Here is a 16909-nt window from a genome sequence, read left to right as displayed (position 1 = left end):
GGCCCGCCGTTCGCGTGGGATGGAGCCATGAACGCAACTGCTTCCGCCGCGACGGCCCCGGACCCGGCCCCGGTGCGGGTGGCCGGCGAAAAGGACCGTTCCCGGTTCTGGTCGGGCCTGTCCGCCGCCTTGTTCCCCGGGGCGGTCGTGGCTGCCGTCGTCCTGCTTCTGTCCTCCGTGCGGGTATCGGGCTGTGTGACGTACGGGGTTCAGTGCACCCGGGGGCTGCCCGGATGGCTGTTCCTCTGGAGCGTGGGTGTCGGGTTCGTGGCGCTGGTCGTCGTCCTGGCCGCCCCGGCCCTACGGGCACGACAGGCAGCCCTCTCCGTCCAGCTCCTCGCGGAATGCACGGCGCTGCTGGTGATCCTCAGCTACTACGCATGACGCCGACGGCCCCGGCGGCGGGGTTCGGTAGGCCGCCGCAAGGCGACAGAGGCACCCAAGCGCAAATGACCCCGACGATCGGCCCGCCCTTCAGCCGGCCCGCCTTCAGCCCGCGCCGGACAGCTGGCGTTCTGGGTCGCCTTCGACGTACCGCAGTACGACAGCGACGGCAACGGCCCGTACCGCAAGGCCCAGATCCGGGACCGGTACCTGCGGCCGGAGCCTGCTCGCGGAGGGAAGACCTGGAACGGCCCCTGCCCGGCCGGTCACGGTCGTGGGAGGTCGGGCATGATGCCCTGGTGAGCCGCATCATCGAGTTCTTCGTGGCGCCGGATGACGTGTCAGCGGGCTCGGCCCTTCAGACCGGGCCGGGGCGTGCCTTCGAGTCGCTCTCCTTCGGCAACTTCGATCCCGAGGAAGCCGTGGTCGAGTGGGAATGCCTCCTTGCCGGCGGCAGCTTCGAGGAACTCATCGAAGCCGGCGAGCCTCGTATCGTCGCAGGCCAGGACGATGCCGGGGGTGTCGTCTTCGCGATCTCGCCGGGCCTGTCCGCTGCACTGGCTGACGCAGGGGGCTTGAAGCTGCGCGAAGTGGCTGCAGCGTGGGCCGCACAACGGGCGGAGGAGGGCGAGGTCATCGACTCGGAGATGGCTGACGCGATCGTGGGAGATCTGGCCGCCCTCGTTACCACCGCTCAGCGTCAAGGCCAGGGCGTCTACTGCTGGGTCGCGTAGGGGCTGAGCTCATAGGCACCCAGCGGCCGGACCGTAGGGGGACGGCGGGGCGCCGTCTAGTTGTTGCCCGACCTGAACAGGAAGTCTTCGACGGCGCCGAGATCGGTGTTCCAGTACGTCACCCGGGGGGTGGGCCCGACCGTGAGGGAGCCGACCTCTTCCGACAGCCTGATGTCCAGCGGCGCCACATCCTTGTTGCTGTTGAGGGCGCGGTCCTGGTAGCCGAGGGAGAACGACGTGACGGTGTACGTCTGCTGACCCGCCTTGAAGACGAACACGCCCGCGTACGCCTTCTCTTTCGGGCCGATCGTGGCGATGGCCCGCGGCTTGGACTCCGTCGCACCGACCGGAGCCCCGATGTCGGTGCCGAAGCGGACGTACGGGTAGTGGTAGAGGGTGCAGGCCTTGTCGGTGAAGTTGGTGGCCGTGATGAGCAGGTGCTGGCCCGAGTCCTGTCGCCATCCCGATGTGTCGATGGAGAGGTCGTTGTCGTTGCAGGCCGCGATGGTGGGGTTTCCGCCACCTGCGCTCTGCGAGGGGCCGGCCGTGCCCCCGCCGCCGGGCTGAGTGGTGCCGGCCGCGCTCGGCGTGCCGAAGGGGGAGGGGGTGGGGGAACCGGCCGCGCTCGGCGTGCCGGAGGCGGTGGGGCCCTTGCCGTTCTCCGTGCCGCCGGAATCACAGGCCGTGGACGAGAGGAGCGCGGCGATGGCCGCGACCCCAAGGGTGTAGGTCTTCCAGCTCTTGCGGACAGTGCGCATGGTGGCCCCCGTTTGCCTTCGCATGGCATGAATGGTGTGGTCGACGACTCGGTTCTGCCCGGCGGAACCACTGAAATCCCCACCCCGAGCGACCGTTACGGACCCAGGACGTGAACGTCACCATTCCATCCAACTGGCCATGACCAGTCCACTCCCCACCAGCCCGTCCACCAGGGATCCGAAGCAACGGCCCGGTTGCATCAGGCGGAACGGTCAGGCCGCGCGGCAGAGCGCCGCGGGGCCGGCCGGGGCCGAGGTCCGGGCCACGGTCGCGTGCACGGGGCCGGCAGGGCTGGCGGCGTGGGCGGTGCGAATGGTGGCCGTGGCCTGCGAGCGGTTCCGTGCGAACACGACGAGTCGCAGCACCGCGAACCGCGCGACACCGGCGAGTGCCGAGGCCGACAGGTAGACGACCTGCTCGAGCACCGCACCGGGTGTCGCCACCAGCTGCTGGAGAAGCAACATCGCCATGCAGGTCACCGCGTACGCGGCCGCCGCGGACCCGGCCGACTGCGCATGCTGGCGCCAGGTCGCGCGGCCGCCCGCGCCGAAGGTGAAGCGGGCGTGCAGCTCGGTGGAGAGGAGCGTGGAGCCCACGGTGATCAGGGCGTTGGCTAAGGCCCAGGGGAGCCAGGAGCCGAGGGAGGCCACGGCGAAGCTGGAGGCGAGCCCCACCCCGCCGCCGCAGAGCACGAAGCGGGCGAAGGCGGCGAAGGCGCCGGGTGCCGCCTGCTGAGTACTCTGCGCTGTCTCCATGATCCGACCCCTTCGATGCCTCACCCCGCCAAACGCACACCCCGCGGCCTGTGAACCGAACGGTGCGCTCCTCGTGGCACCATGATGGCACATTAATGGCGCCATGGGGAGCCATATCCGGCGCCGTCTGCGTCGTAGGTGGCGCCATGATGCGACAGGGGTCGTGAATGCGCAGGTCACCGGCTAGGCGCCACCTTGGCTCAGTGGCTCAGCGTGCCCGAGTCCGTTGACGGGGTCATCTGCTTTTCCGTGGCTCGCGCAGTTCCGCGGCCGCCGGACTTCGGGCGGAGCCGTCCGGTGAGGCGGGTGCGGGCGCGTCAGGAGTTCACGGTTGCCCGGTCGGAGTCGCTGCGCAGGACGCAGAATTCGTTGCCTTCGGGATCGGCGAGGACGGCCCAGCCCGAGCCGTCTGCGTTCCGGTGATCGGCGACGAAGGTGGCACCGAGGCCCAGCAGTCGGTCCACTTCCTGATCGCGCGAGGTCTCAGGGCGCAGACACAGGTGGATCCGGTTCTTGATCGTCTTCGTCTCCGGCACCTGGTTGAAGTACAGCACCGGGCCCTCCGCCAGCAGCACCTCGGTCTCCCGGTCACCCGGTCGGGCATCCGGATGCAGCGGACGGCCCGTCACGCTGCTCCAGAACCGAGCCAGCTCATAGGCATCCGCACAGTCAATCGCCACGTTCTGCAATACCGAAACCATGCGCGCGAGCCTTCCTGATCTCCACGCCGAACGCCACCGAGTTGTGCCGGACCCGCAGAGTCCGAAATCGCAGGCGCAGCGCGGGCGGCGCCCACCAGTTGGCGCCGCGGAGCAGTGTCATCGTTGCCGGAACCAGCACGCACCGCACCAGCGTGGCGTCGACGACGACCGCAACGGTCAACGCGATCGCCAACTGCTTCATGACCAGCAGCTCGCCCGTGGCGAATCCGATGAAGACGACGCACATCAGCGCGGCCGAGGAGCTGATGATCCGTGCGGAGTGCTGCACACCGACCTCGACCGCGCGGTCGTTGTCCATCCCGGAGTCGTGGAGTTCCTGAATGCGGGAGAGCAGGAACACCTCGTAGTCCATCGACAGGCCGAAGGCCAGCGCGAACACCACGACGGGGAGCCAGTAGCCCAGTCCGCCCAGCGTGTGCACGCCGAGCAGACCGGCGCCCCAGCCGTCCTGGAAGACGAGGACCAGAGCGCCGAACGACGCGCCCAACGACAGGGTGTTCATCGCGATCGCCTTGAGCGGGAGCAGCACCGACCCCGTCATCAGCAGCAGGAAGAGGAAGGTGGTCGCCGCGATCAGGGCCGCGGCCCGAGGCGCGTGGTCGACGACCTCGGCCCTGAAGTCGATGTCGAGGGCGCTGCGTCCCGTGGCCCAGACCGGGAAGTCGGCCGGGCGATCCGCCCGGACGCGCTGGACGAGCCGGTCGGCGGGCCTGCCCTCGGGGTCGGCCCGCGGCACCATGCGGACGAGCGAGACCCCGGGGCCCGCAGCGGTGGCCGCGCCCACCGCCTCGACGTCGGGGCCACCCGCGAAGCGGCCCGCCCACTGCTGAAGCCGTGCCGGGTCGGTACGGGCCACGATCACCACCGCGTCGGCGCGGTGCTGAGGAAACCGCTCCGCCACGATCTCGGCATAGCGCCGGGCCTCCGCCGCGGGCGGAAGCTGCTGCTCCCCGACCGGGCTCACCAGGTGGACGCGGAGGAAGGGGGTGGCACACGCGAGCAGCAGCACCCCGACGCCGACGGCGGCCGGAAGCGCGTGCCGGCGCGTCCGACGGGCCAGCCGGGCGAACGCGCCGTAGCCAGTGCCACGGGCGGAGACGCCGGCGCCGATCCGCTTCGGGAAGGCCGCCAACAGCGCCGGGGTCAAGGTCAGCGCGGCGGCGAGGGAGAGGGCGACGGTCCCTGCGGCGGCCAGGCCGATCGCCGCGTAGAAGTCGCTCGGGAAGGCGGCCAGCCCGCAGAGGGCGGCCGCGACGACGAGCGCGGCGAACCGGACCGCGCGCCCTGCCGTGGCCATCGTCCGCACCACCGCTTCCGCGACGTCGTGCCCCGCGGCCCTCTCCTCCCTGAACCGCCCCACCGTCACCAGCGAATAGTCGATGGCCAGGGCCAGCCCCACCATGGTGGTCGTCGAGAGCGCGGGTGAGGTGAGGTCGTACCAGCGCGACAGGACCAGCAGCCAGAGCATTCCGGCGCCGACCGTGCACACGGCCGCCAACACCGGTACGGAGGCCGCCACCAAGCCGCCGAAGAGTACGTACACCACCGCCAAGGTCACGGGCAGGGTGATCAGCTCGCTGCGCCGGGTGTCGGCCAGCGACCGTTCCGCCACCGCGCGGCGCGCGCGATCGCTGCCGCCGAGGGTCACCTCGACGCCGGGCACGGAGCGGGCGATGTCCCGCACACGGGATTCGACCGCCGCCTCGGCCTTCTGCCGTACGCCATCGGGGAGTCCGCGACCCAGCCGCACCGACACGAGGGCGGCTCTTCCATCGGCGGAAACGGCGGAGTCGGCGGAGTCGGAGAGCGTGGGGGCAGTGGAGGGAGCAGCGAGGGCTGTGGGGGCCGTCACCGCGATCACGCCGGGGACCGCGGACAGGTCACGCTTCGCGGCCGCCAACTCCCGCTGGAACCGGGGATCGGCCACCGGCACGCCCGCCACGACCGCGTCGATCTGCCCATCGAAGGACCGGACGCCGTCCAACAGGCGGTTTCCCCGGACCGACTCGTGCGGGGCCACGCTCCAGGGCTGCCGGTCCAGCCGGTCCACCACCGGTCCGACCGCGGCCAGCCCGGCACCCAGGAGCAACAGCCACAGCAGCAGGACGATCCGGTGGTGGCGGACGCAAGCCCGAGCGAGCCGGGCCGACACCGGCGAGCCCGTGTCTGCGGGGCTGGGCGGAACCCCCGTCAGTCTGCGCATCGGTGGGCCCCAAGGCCGTACGACGAACCGATCGTGACCTCGCCCGGCCGCGTCACCGTCAGACGGGTGAGCCCGCCGCGCGCGGGTGCCAGGCACTCGCCCCTGCCCCTGCCCCCGCCCTCGGCCCGGAGCCACGGCGAATAGGCGACCCGTAGCGTCACGGTTCCGGGCCCTGGCATCCGTACGACGACCTCAGCGGCGTCGGAGCGCACCACCGATGCGGGCGGATCCACCAGCGCCACCGGATCCTTGACCCGGTAGATCCGCCAGTGCTCGTCCCGCCACACCGGCTCCAGGTACGCGGGACCGCTCGTCACCAGCGCGTGTTCACGCTCCGAGGCGGCGTCCAGCGGACCGTCGTGCAGGACGACGAAGCCCACCGCCCAGTGGTCGAGCCAGGCGCGGTACGCGTCCGCCGTGAACGTCCCCTCGGGCACGCCCGCCCCGTCGTACCCGTCGTAGAACAGCGGTCCACGCGCGACATCGGCCTGCCGGTTCCAGCCGCGTGCCAGGGTCACGTACGGCGCCAGCGCGGCTGCCTCCCGATGGCTGCGCGCCATGGTCACCTCCACCCTGGAGCGGTCCGCTCCCAGCCGTTCGAGGGCGTGCACGACACCGTCGGTCTCCGCGGCCCACCGGGGGACCTCCGCCGTGTCCATGACGTGAGCCGCCGTATTTCCTCCCACCCACGTGACGGAGAGGACGAGGCCGAGGACGAGCGAGGTCAGCCGCGCCCTCGCGAGCCACCGGAGGGGCCCGCCCGCCGCGTTGGCGTGGACGTGCCCCGCCATCGCGGCGGCGAGCAGCACCGGCGGCGCCGCGAGATGGGCCAGCCGCTCGACATTCGTCCCGACCGGCGAGGGGACCAGATAGGCCAGACCGACAGCCACCGCGTACACCGCCGCGGCCGACCGCGGCAGCAGCCAGGAGCGCGGGACCGCCAGGGCGACGCATACGGCCATGAGCAGTGGGGGCCAGATCCGTACCAGGCCCATGGGCTGGAGGCCGTGGAAGGGGAACAACCAGGCCGTCAGGCCGAGTACGGCCAGGGGCGGCACCAACAACGCGGCTCCGGCTGCGGCTGTGGTTGTCGCTGCTGCGGTACGGCGGGACGTCAGCAGACGGGCCGTGCCCACGATCGCGAGGAACAGCCCGGCGACGGTGCTGGCCATCGTGGCCGCCAGCGCCCAGCCGGCCACGACCGCGCCACGGCGCCCGCTCACGAGCGCGAGTACGGCCGCGAGCCCGAAGGCAACGCCCAGGAGGAAGGTGGTGCGCCCGGAGGCCGCCTGGCACCAGAGCATGAGGGCCGCCACGAGGGCCGCCAGGAGCGCCGGCCACTGGGCCCGAGCCACGACGCAGCGGGCACAGATCCGCCCCACCAGCCAAGTGGACACGAGGCCGCTCGCCAGCGTCACGGGGACCACCCCGAAGACAGCCATCACATAGGGCGAGATCAGGCTGTAGGAACCGGTGTGCAGCCCGCCGTACCAGGAGAGGTTGTAGACGGCACCCGGGTGGCGTGCGACGAACCCCGCCCATGCTTCCTGCGCCGCGAGATCCCCACCGCCGGTCGCGAGGGCCGTGGCCCACCAGGCGTAGAGCGGGAGCACGGATCCCGTGGCGATCAGCGGCACACGATGACGCCGGTGCCACGGCTCGCGGGCGGGCGTCGCGGCCTCCGGACCGTCCGCTGTGACCGGAAGTGGGAGCGGTGAGAGTTCGACTGAGGCCACGGGCCGGGCTCCGTTCGGCTGCTCTGGAGGCTGCCGGGTCACATGATCGTCGATGCCCCACCCGCTCGTCCGACGGCGCGCCCACCCGGCCCTGACGCGCTGCCTCGGAGGGTGTCTCACGTGGCAAGTCTTCGAGAGCCTCTTGTGGCAGGCCAGGGCGTCGACCATGACCAGGCCTCGGCTCTGCCCGTCGCTACGGACCGCGTACGGGATCTTGAGACCACGAGCAGCCCATGGCAGGCTCATGCCGCATGATCGATGAATTCGCGAAGGACAACCTGCACGGGAGACTGCGGCGGGACCGCGAGGCGCTGCTCTGGAAACTCGACGGCTTGTCCGAATACGACGCCCGCCGGCCTTTGACAGCGACCGGGACCAACCTCCTCGGCCTGGTCAAACACGTGGCCACCGTCGAGGCCAGGTACTTCGGCGAGGTCTTCGACCGCCCTTCCCCGGAACCGCTGCCCCGGTGGCAGGACTCCAACGGCAGCGATCTGTGGGCGACCGAGGACGAGACCCGCGATCAGATCATCGGGTTCTGTCGGCGCACGTGGGAACACTCGGACGCGACGATCAACGAGCTTCCCCTCGACGCCCCCGGCCACGTGCCATGGTGGCCGGAGCCTCATGCCCACACGAACCTGTTCGCCATCATGGTTCATGTCCTCGGCGAGTCCATCCGGCATGCCGGGCACGCCGATATCCTGCGCGAGGGCCTCGACGGCCGGACCGGGTTGCGCGCCGAACACGAGAAGCAGATCGACGAGGAAGCCCGTGCAGCCTACTGCGCGAAGATCGAGCAGGCCGCCAGGTCGGCCGCACCAATCAAGGCTTAGCCTGCCGTTGCACCCCTGATCTTCGCGTGAGGTGATGCTGCGCTACATCGCCGCCTGTGACAGATGATTACCTGCTTCGCGGTGTCCGTTTCTGGTTGGCATGACGGTCCCGTGGCAGAGCCGATCTTTCGATACCACCCTGACCCGCTGGCTACCGGGTCCGCGGTGCGCGCCGACCATGTCTGCAGTGTCTGTGGCAGGCATCGACAGATCCGCTATCAAGGGCCTGTCTACGGTCAACAGCCTGATTCCCTCTGCCTCCACTGCATCCACTCCGGGGCAGCGTCAAGTGCCCTGAGCGTCTCAACCGGAGACGATGAGGACTTCGACATGTCTGCGGTGTTCAGCAATGCCGTTGACGTACCAGACGACGTGCCTCTGTCGATCGTCGAAGAGATCACCCGACGCACTCCCGGCTTCGCCGGTTGGCAGCAGGAGTCCTGGCTGTACCACTGCGGCGACGGCGCGGCCTTTCTCGGCCCTGCCGGACATCACGAGCTTGAGGCCCACCCAGAGGCACTGGCCATGCTCCGTAAAGATCACCGGCATTACGGCTGGGCGCCGCCGGAAACCGAACAGTTCCTGCGGGGACTGGACCGGGCTGGAGAGCCGACTGCCTACTTGTTCCGCTGCTTGCACTGCGACACGAGCCTGGCATCCTGGGACATCGGCTGACGTTGCCGCGGAGCTCTACACTCCGTATTCGGCGCGCGGCAGGGGGCGTTTGCCCGTCGTGATCGTCACGGCTCCGGTGGATGGGCGGGCCGCAAAGGACGTTCAGGTCCAGTTGCCCCAGCCGATCGTGGCGATGTAGGCCCGCCGGATAGCGTTGGCTCGTACTTCCTCGCCTTCCTCGGCATGGCCGCCGACTTGAATTGCTGCAAGAAGCTCGCGAACTTTCCACGTGAGACACCCTCTTAGCTTGTTCTTTAAGGTCTGGCCTCGTATGTCCCGTTCCATGCAGTCAGTTGGAAGAGCCGCGCGGTGTGCATGTAGGGCGCAAGCGCAGTGGTGGCGAGCTCCAATTGCTCAAGGTCAGCGTAGAACGCCGGGTCGTACTTTTGCGCGTCGTCGGTGATGTAGTCACAGAAGCTGCGGATGCCGTAGTGCTGTACGTCGAGACAGCCAAGGCTTTGAAGGAGAGGGGTGATCTCCTCGGCCGTATGAAGCGTCAACGTTGAGTCGAACATCTGGGTCCGGAGCTGATCGGTGCCGAGCGCAGCCAGCGCGGCGGCGGGGTCCATATCGCGAACGGCCAGGTTCAGGGCCGCCGAGTGCCGGTTGATCGCCATCACAGAGAACAGCCCGCCGCGCTTCAGCGGGGTGAGAACCGTGGCGAGGGTTCCCGGTACATCGTCCACGTACTGAAGGAGGTTGTGGCACAGGACCACGTCGAACTCCCCGTCGACGAGATCGGCGGGCAGAGCAGTCGCGTCGGCCTGCACACAGGTGATCAGCTCCGTCAGGCCGGCCGCCGAGGCCCGCTCGGTCGCAGCAGCGAGCATGGCGGGCGCATAGTCGACGATGGTGACGTGGTGCCCGCGGCTGGCGAGGCGCATGGCGTCGCCGCCGTCGCCGCCGGCAACGTCGAGTATGCGCAATGGCCCGCCACCCAGGCCGTCGAGATGACGGGCCAGGTTCGCCTCGGCGATCGTGTAGCGCAGGCGGCCCCAGGGGGCGTCCTGCCATTCCTGCCAGGTGGTCATCGCGGTGTTGAACTTCTCGGGAGCTTCAGGCATCTGGTGACGATAGCTCGAACAATGCCCCGAACGGGTTCACTCACCAGGGAGTTCGGCAGGCGCAGACGGCGGTCTTGGCGCGATCCTGCGTGCTGTCCGGAGCGCGTTTCACCTTGTCGAGACCAGGACCGCCAGGGGTGAGTCTGCTGCAGCACAATGTCCAGCGGGAAGCGTTCGCTTTGGCATCACATTTCCGAGATGACTTCTACGGGTGCCTGTACGCGCGTCGCGACGAGCTGTTCGAGCTGGGGACGCACTGCTCTGCGCGGACGGGCCGGTGACGACCCCGGCGGATCTGACGCTGCTGGCCGAGCATCGCCGCGGGCACCGCGCGCGCTGTACGACGCGCTCAACCGTGGCCGCGTCGACGCCGGGCGGCTGCGGCGGGTCCTGGCGGCACTGCCGCAGCCCTGGGCTGCCGACGGCCGGCTCGTCCTGGCCGTGGATGTGAGTAACTGGCTGCGACCCGCCACCCGCTACGACGTGGGCAAAACCGTCCGACGCCCCGAGAACATCATCGAACGCGACCGGAACAGACCACAAAGAACAAGCTTAGGGGGTAGAAGAAGCGAATCCACCGATTGGGCTCGCCCACCCACATCCAGTCGGTGTGGATGCCGTCGTATGCGCGCTTCAAGGGGCGATGAGGGACGAGTACGTATTCCAGGTCTGCCAGCGCAGATTCCAGCCGGAGGCGATCCGCCGTGGAAACGGTGCCATGGGGGACGGTGTCGGAAATGCGGTCAGGGAATCCGGACGGCGGCGAAATCGACGCGAGATCGCCGTAGTTGCTCAGCCAGACCCTGATGGGTCAACCGTTTTCCGTCCCGTCCTGGGGGACACAGACGATGAAGTAGGCGGCGGCGTCCTGCAGGGTGTCGAGGGGACAAGGGCACCCGAAATCGCGTCCAAGACGCTCGGCCAGGGCTTCTGCCCGCGCCTTGGCCCGTTCGTAGTCGAATCCCTCGGGAAACTCCATGTGCGTGGGGCCCGGCAGCCGGTCGATTTGGTGCAGGAGATCCAGTGCGCACTGATGCGGGGGAGAAGTGGTCCGGGGCGCGTTCTGCCGACCCCGCCGGGCTCCCGGCCCAGGGACGGTGCGATATCGGTCATCCTGCCGGGTGGCGGGACTGGGCGCCGGGCCCAGCGGGCAGGGACTCCGGGTGCTGAAGCAACCGGACGCCCTGCCCCGTCGGATATCCGACGCCTACGTCGACGCCCTGGTCGAGCTCGATCCGATCCTCGGCACCGCCCTGGGGGTGCCCGGCGCCTCGGGCGCGCTCCCCGACTTCTCGCCGGACGGCCGGCAGGCCGTGGCCGACCTGGCGCGCTCGACCCTTGCGCGGCTCGCGGCGGTCGCGCAGGCACCGGGTGCGGACAGCGAGGCGGAGCGGCGGTGCGCGACCCTGCTGACGGAGCGGCTCGAGGCGGAGTCGGCGCAGTTCGATGCCGGTGAGCACCTGCGTGCGGTCGACAACCTCTCCTCCCCGCTGCACCAGGTGCGCAAGGTGTTCTCGCTGATGCCGGTGGCGACGGAAGAGGACTGGCGGCTCATCGCGCGGCGCCTGAACGCGGTGCCCGCCGCCCTGGCCGGCTACCGGGCGTCGCTCGGAGTGGGGGCGGGGCAAGGCCTGCGGGCAGCTCCCCGCCAAGTGGTAGAGAACATCACGCAGTTGGACGAGTGGCTGGGCACCGGTGGCTTCGGTCGGCTGGCCGCAGGTGCCCCCGAGGGCGGCCCGCGCACGGAGGTCGAGGCGGCGGCACGGGTGGCGACGGGAGCGGTCGCCGAGCTGCGCGACTGGTTCGCCCAGGTGTACGCCGGGCTGGTCGACGGCCAGCCGGACGTGGTGGGCGGCGCACGCTACGCCCGGTTCTCCCGCGTGTACACCGGCGCCGAGGTGGATCCGGACGAGGCGTACGCGTACGGCTGGTCGGAGTTCCACCGGCTGCTCGCCGAGATGCGCGTCGAGGCCGGACGGATCCGGCCCGGGGCGGAGGATCCGTGGGAGGTGCTGGCCTGGCTCGACCGCCACGGGCGCGCCGTCACGGGTGTGGAGGAGACGCGGCTGTGGCTGCAGAGGTTCATGGACGAGGCGGTCGAGGCGCTGGACGGGACGTACTTCGACCTGGCCGAGCCCGTCCGGAGGGTGGAGTCCCGGATCGCGCCGCCGGGCGGCGCGGCGGCCCCGTACTACACCCAGCCCTCGGTGGACTTCTCCCGTCCGGGCCGCACCTGGCTGCCGACGCTCGGCCGGACCCGCTTCCCGACGCACCACCTGGTGTCCACCTGGTACCACGAGGGGGTGCCGGGCCACCACCTCCAGCTGGCGCACTGGACGGCCGTCGCCGGATCCCTCTCCCACTACCAGACCAAGGTCGGCAAGATCAGCGCCACCACCGAGGGCTGGGCGCTGTACGCGGAACGCCTCATGGACGAACTCGGCTTCTACACCGAGCCACAGGACCGGCTCGGCCATCTCGACGCCCAGATGATGCGGGCGCTGCGGGTCGTGGTCGACCTCGGCATGCACCTGCGGCTCGACATCCCGGCGCACTCGCCGTTCGCCGCCGGCCGGCGCTGGACCCCGGCCCTGGCCCGGGAGTTCCTCGGCCGCTACTCCGGCCGGCCGCCCGCGTACCTGGACAGCGAGATCGTCCGCTACCTGGGCCGGCCGGCGCAGGCGATCACGTACAAGCTGGGTGAACGGGCCTGGCTACAGGGCCGGGAGACGGCCCGGGCCCGCCAGGGCGCGGCGTTCGAACTCAAGGCGTGGCACATGGCCGCACTGTCGCTCGGCTCCCTGGGGCTGGACGACCTGAGGGAGGAGCTGGGCCGACTCTGAGCATCCGGGCGATCCCAGGCGGATGATCGGACCATGAGCCGTGCACGGGATCTGCGGGCGGAGTTCCGCACCGAGGCCGCGACGGAGTTCTCGTTCCTGGTCGAGGAGTGGGGCTTCACCCATCCTGAGATGACGGAAGACCCGCTCTTCAGCGGTCCGGAGCTGCTCTTCCGAGCCCCCGCGCTGGACGTCGGCGTGAAGCTGTACGACGGGCGGGAGCCCCAGGTCGTGACGAGTCTGGCCGTCGTCGGAACAGACGGCGTCCGGGGCCGATGGGCTGAACTGGACGAGCTCTACGTCGTCGCCGGATGCGGGCCGGCCCAGGACGTTCCCGGCCAGGCCCCGAACCGACGGTCGACCCTCAAACGGCTCGATCAGCACGCGACGGCCTTGCGCCGCCTCATGTCGCTCCGGCCTGCCCCCGAACTCGGCAGGTTGATCATCCGCTCCACCACGCTGCGACGAGAGCAGCGGTGAGGTCCGGCCGTCGCGGGTTGCGGCCCCAGCCGGGCGGCCCCAGCCGGGCGGCCGCCGACCTGCGGCGATCACGGGAGCGGTATATCAAGGAGCGTGAAGGTGAGCGCGAGGCCCGACGGGCGCCCACCCCCACGGCTGAGGAGTACGTCTCGTGGAGTTCGAGGTCAATGGCGCCCGGCGCGCAGTGGACGTGGACGACGACCCGACGGCCGTGGAGGTGGTGCGGGACCGGCTGGGACTGACCGGCACCAAGCTGGTCTGCGCGGGCGGGGTGTGCGGGGCCTGCACGATCCAGGTCGACGGTGAGCCCCGGGTGTCCTGCCTGACGCCGGCGGTCGTGCTCGCCGGCCGACGGGTGACGACGGCGGAGGGTCTGGCGGACCATCCGATGGCGCGTGCCTTCGCCGGCGAGGACGCCCTCCAGTGCGGCTACTGCACCCCGGGGTTCGTCGTCGAGGCGGCGGCGTTCCTCGAGCGGTGGCGGGCCACGCACGGCCGCACCCGTCCGGGGCGCGAGCAGATCGCGGACGCGCTGGCCGGCCACCTGTGCCGCTGCGGCGCGTACGAGGGGATCTTCAGGGCGGTCGCCGCGGCCTGCGCGGGCGACTACGACACGGCGCCGACCGATGGGGAAGCCACGCCGGCGGTTCCGCGCGCCGAGGCGCCGGAGAAGACCGCCGGATCGGCCCGGTACACCACGGACCTGCGCCCCGACGGGCTGCTGGAGGGGGTGATCATCCGCTCGCCGCACGCGCACGCCCACGTACGTTCCCTGGCGGCCGGGGACCTGCCGCTGGTACCGCTGCTGCCTCCCGACGGCGTGGTGCGGTACGTCGGACAGCCGGTGGCGGCGGTCGCGGCGCCGGACCGGGCCTCCGCACGGGCGGCCGCGGCACGGGTCACGGTGGACTACGAGGTGCTGCCGGCGGCCCTGGACGCACGCCAGGCCCGCGCCGGCGAAGGCCCGCTGGTCTACGAGGACAAGGCGGCGCGCAAACGGGCTCCCGGGTCCGGCGAGTCCCCCCAGCTGGTGCCCGCCCGCTGGCGCGGCAACCTGCGGGGCCCGTCCGCCATGAGCAAGCGCCCCGCCACCGCCGTGCGCCGCATCACCGAGGCCCGGAGCCGGAATCCCGAGCGGGTGGTGGAAGGCGTGTTCACCACCGCCGCACAGACCCATACCCCGCTCGAACCGCACGCCTGCCTGGCCCAGTGGGTCGACGGCACCCTCCATCTGGAGGTGTCCACACAATCGATCAAGCGCACCGCCGAACTCGCCGCCGAACGCTTCGGCCTGCCCGTCGAACAGGTGGTCGCGCGGGCCGTCCACGTCGGCGGCGGATTCGGCTGCAAGATGGGCCTGACCTCCGACGTCGTCGCCGCCGTGGAGCTGGCCCGGCTGCACGGCGCCCCGGTACGCGTGGTGCTCGACCGGGACGAGGAGCTCACCGACGGCGGATACCGGCCCGGCACCCGGATCCGCCTGGCGATGGTCGCGGACGCGTCCGGCGACCTGAGTGCGCTGGCCATGGACGCGGACACCGACGGCGGGGTCTCGGTCGGCGGCTCCGTGGCAGCACTGGCCCGGTTCATGTACGGCAAGGCCCCGCGCCGGCTCCGCGACTTCGACACCCTCACCCACCGGCCCCCGGGCGCCCCGTTCCGCGGCCCGGGCGGACCCACCATGTGCTGGGCCCTGGAGCAGGCCGTCGACGAGATGGCCCACCGCCTCGGCCAGGACCCGATCGCCCTGCGCCGCCGCTGGGACGGCAACCCCAAACGGCACGCCCTGTACGACTGGGCCGCCGCGCTTCCTGTGTGGTCGGGCCCCCGCGGCGGCACCGGGCGGTTCCGCCGCGGCGTCGGCATCGCGGCGGCCAATTGGCTCTACTTCCTCGATCCCGTCACCGAGGTCGAACTCACCGTCGAGGACGGGATCGTCGTCGCCCGCTGCGCCGTGCAGGACATGGGGACGGGCTCGCGGACCGTGCTGCGCCGGGCCGTCGCCGAGGCCCTCGGCGTACCGGAGGGCAGGGTGCGCGCCGAAGTAGGCATGAGCGACGCCGTACACGGTCCCACCTCCGGCGGCAGCCGCACCACGCCCTCCATCGTGCCCGCCGCCCTGGACGCCGCCGCCCGGCTGCGCGACGCGCTCGGCGGAGGCGACATCGCCGCCCGCCTCGACGCGGCGCACGGCGTGCGGGTGACCGGCCGGCGCCCCCGCGACCGCCGCGGCTTCGTCACCCCCTTCGCCCTGGGCGGCATCGCCATCGGCCGCGGCTTCACCGGATCGGTGCAGGTCGCCGAGGTCGAGGTGGACACCCGGCTCGGCCGGATCCGCCCGCTGCGCGTCTGGAGCGGCATCGCCGCCGGCCGCATCCACGAGGACCGGCTGGCCCGCAGCCAGTGCGAGGGCGCCGTCGTCCAGGGCATCGGCTACGCCCTCTACGAGGAACGGCGCACCGACCCGGCCACCGGCCGGGTGCTGACCGAGAACCTGGAGGACTACCGCATCCCCGGGATCGGCGACACCCCCGAGATCACCGTCCACTTCCATCAGGAGGGCTTCGAACACGTCCCCGGCGGCGGCGTCGGCCTCGGCGAGATCTCGACCCTGCCCACCGCGGCCTGCCTGGCCAACGCGGTCCACGACGCCACCGGCTGGCGCCCGCACGACATGCCCATCCGCCCCGACCGGCTCCTGGAAGGACTGGCCACGTGAGCACCGAGCCCGCCCTCACCGACCTCTCGGCCGCCGTCCTGGCCCGCGGCGGGGAACTGCGCGCCGGCGGTACCGACACCACGGCCCGGCAGCGCAGCGGCGTCTCTCCCGGACCGTTCACCGACCTCGGCGGCGCCGACCACCTGCGCGGCTGCACACTGCTCCCCGGCGGCGGGCTGCGGATCGGCGCCCTGACCACCCTCGCCGCCCTGGCCGACGATCCGCAGGTGCGCGGCGGCTGGCCGGCCCTCGCGGTGGCGGCCGGGACCGCGGCCACCCCGCAGGTCCGTGCCGCCGGCACCCTGGGCGGCAACCTGCTGCAGCGCAACCGCTGTTGGTACTACCGCAATCCGCACGTCAGCTGCCTCCAGAAGGGCGGCACCGACTGCCCCGCGCGCCAGGGCGACCACCACTTCGGCGTGGTCAGCGGCGACGGACTGTGCGTCGCCCCGCACCCGTCCACCCTCGCGATGGCCCTGCTCACCTACGGCGCCGAGGTCGAGATCCACGGCGAATCCCCGCGCGGCGTCGCCGACTTGTACGGAGACGGCGACAGGCTTTTCCAGGCCGACCACCTTCTGCCGCCGGAGCGCATCCTCACCGCGGTCCACCTGCCCGCGCCCTGGCCCGGCGAACGCGCCGCCTGCCACCGGGCGATCAGCCGGGCCCACGCCGAGTGGCCCCTGGTCGAAGCCACCGCCCGGCTCGCGCTCGACGGTGCCACCATCACGCACGCCGCCGTCGCCGCGGGTGGGGTGGCGCGGGTCCCGTTGCGGCTGAAGGAGGTCGAGGCCGCGCTGATCGGCCGCGAGGCCAACGCCGAGGTCCTCGCGGCGGCCGCCGCGACCGTACTCGCCCGGTGCCGTCCGCTGCCGCAGACCGGGTACAAGACCGAGCTGTTCCGGGGCACCGTCCTGGAAGTCCTGGAACGGGCCGCCGGCTCGGCCGCCGCCGACTAGCGGAGGGCGCCCAGGCCAAGACGTCGGCTCTGGTGCGTTGCCG

The 16909-nt window shown here is 71.4% G+C and carries 14 protein-coding genes and 1 pseudogene; 9 read left to right on the top strand and 6 right to left on the bottom strand.

What is annotated here, in order from left to right; translation table 11 throughout:
- The first annotated feature begins 27 nt into the window (after nt 1-27).
- Nucleotides 28-384, top strand: a complete 357-nt coding sequence (locus ACFYZ4_RS09520; protein ID WP_390783477.1) for a hypothetical protein — start codon at nt 28-30, stop codon at nt 382-384.
- Nucleotides 385-683: 299 nt separating this feature from the next.
- Nucleotides 684-1118: a hypothetical protein gene (locus ACFYZ4_RS09515; RefSeq protein ID WP_390783476.1), complete on the top strand. Its 435-nt coding sequence runs from the start codon at nt 684-686 to the stop codon at nt 1116-1118.
- 56 nt (nt 1119-1174) lie between these two features.
- Here the strand turns inward: ACFYZ4_RS09515 and ACFYZ4_RS09510 are convergent, their stop codons facing one another.
- The 5 genes from ACFYZ4_RS09510 to ACFYZ4_RS09490 form a co-directional block, all read right to left on the bottom strand.
- Nucleotides 1175-1900 (bottom strand): DUF4232 domain-containing protein, encoded by a 726-nt coding sequence (locus tag ACFYZ4_RS09510; RefSeq protein WP_390783475.1) that lies wholly within the window; start codon nt 1898-1900, stop codon nt 1175-1177.
- 189 nt (nt 1901-2089) lie between these two features.
- Nucleotides 2090-2632 carry a hypothetical protein gene (locus ACFYZ4_RS09505; protein ID WP_390783474.1) on the bottom strand — a complete coding sequence of 181 codons (543 nt, stop codon included), beginning with the start codon at nt 2630-2632 and terminating at the stop codon, nt 2090-2092.
- Nucleotides 2633-2949: 317 nt separating this feature from the next.
- Nucleotides 2950-3333, bottom strand: coding sequence for a VOC family protein (locus tag ACFYZ4_RS09500; RefSeq protein ID WP_351589270.1), 384 nt, complete (start codon nt 3331-3333; stop codon nt 2950-2952).
- Nucleotides 3302-5557, bottom strand: coding sequence for an MMPL family transporter (locus ACFYZ4_RS09495; protein WP_390783473.1), 2256 nt, complete (start codon nt 5555-5557; stop codon nt 3302-3304). The genes ACFYZ4_RS09500 and ACFYZ4_RS09495 overlap by 32 nt, the downstream gene beginning before the upstream one ends.
- Nucleotides 5545-7293 carry a hypothetical protein gene (locus tag ACFYZ4_RS09490; protein WP_390783472.1) on the bottom strand — a complete coding sequence of 583 codons (1749 nt, stop codon included), beginning with the start codon at nt 7291-7293 and terminating at the stop codon, nt 5545-5547. Before ACFYZ4_RS09490 ends, ACFYZ4_RS09495 begins: the two co-directional genes overlap by 13 nt.
- Nucleotides 7294-7544: 251 nt before the next feature.
- Here ACFYZ4_RS09490 and ACFYZ4_RS09485 point away from each other — a divergent pair, with 251 nt between their 5' ends.
- On the top strand, nt 7545-8129 hold the full coding sequence (locus ACFYZ4_RS09485; RefSeq protein WP_351293173.1) for a DinB family protein: 585 nt from the start codon (nt 7545-7547) through the stop codon (nt 8127-8129).
- 63 nt (nt 8130-8192) lie between these two features.
- On the top strand, nt 8193-8804 hold the full coding sequence (locus tag ACFYZ4_RS09480; protein WP_390783471.1) for a CbrC family protein: 612 nt from the start codon (nt 8193-8195) through the stop codon (nt 8802-8804).
- Nucleotides 8805-9058: 254 nt separating this feature from the next.
- Here ACFYZ4_RS09480 and ACFYZ4_RS09475 read toward each other — a convergent pair whose 3' ends face one another.
- A complete protein-coding gene (locus ACFYZ4_RS09475) occupies nt 9059-9868 on the bottom strand; it encodes a class I SAM-dependent methyltransferase (protein WP_384343766.1) in 810 nt (269 codons plus the stop codon).
- 137 nt (nt 9869-10005) lie between these two features.
- On the opposite strand from ACFYZ4_RS09475, the pseudogene ACFYZ4_RS09470 reads away from it, so the two are divergent.
- From ACFYZ4_RS09470 to ACFYZ4_RS09450, 5 genes and pseudogenes are all read left to right on the top strand, one after another.
- Nucleotides 10006-10336 (top strand): annotated as a pseudogene (locus ACFYZ4_RS09470) (transposase); the annotation flags it as partial.
- Between the two features lie 695 nt (nt 10337-11031).
- Complete coding sequence (locus ACFYZ4_RS09465) at nt 11032-12711, top strand: DUF885 domain-containing protein (RefSeq protein ID WP_390783470.1); 1680 nt, start codon at nt 11032-11034, stop codon at nt 12709-12711.
- 33 nt (nt 12712-12744) lie between these two features.
- Nucleotides 12745-13188: a hypothetical protein gene (locus ACFYZ4_RS09460; protein WP_390783469.1), complete on the top strand. Its 444-nt coding sequence runs from the start codon at nt 12745-12747 to the stop codon at nt 13186-13188.
- A gap of 151 nt (nt 13189-13339) precedes the next feature.
- Nucleotides 13340-15907: a molybdopterin cofactor-binding domain-containing protein gene (locus ACFYZ4_RS09455; RefSeq protein ID WP_351293139.1), complete on the top strand. Its 2568-nt coding sequence runs from the start codon at nt 13340-13342 to the stop codon at nt 15905-15907.
- The gene (locus ACFYZ4_RS09450; RefSeq protein WP_351293137.1) at nt 15904-16866 is read left to right on the top strand and encodes an FAD binding domain-containing protein; all 963 of its coding nucleotides are present in this window, start codon (nt 15904-15906) and stop codon (nt 16864-16866) included. Before ACFYZ4_RS09455 ends, ACFYZ4_RS09450 begins: the two co-directional genes overlap by 4 nt.
- The last annotated feature ends 43 nt before the right edge of the window (nt 16867-16909 follow it).

This window comes from Streptomyces sp. NPDC001513 (assembly GCF_042894695.1).
Classification (GTDB): Bacteria; Actinomycetota; Actinomycetes; order Streptomycetales; family Streptomycetaceae; genus Streptomyces.
This window is presented reverse-complemented; position numbering and strand designations above follow the sequence as displayed.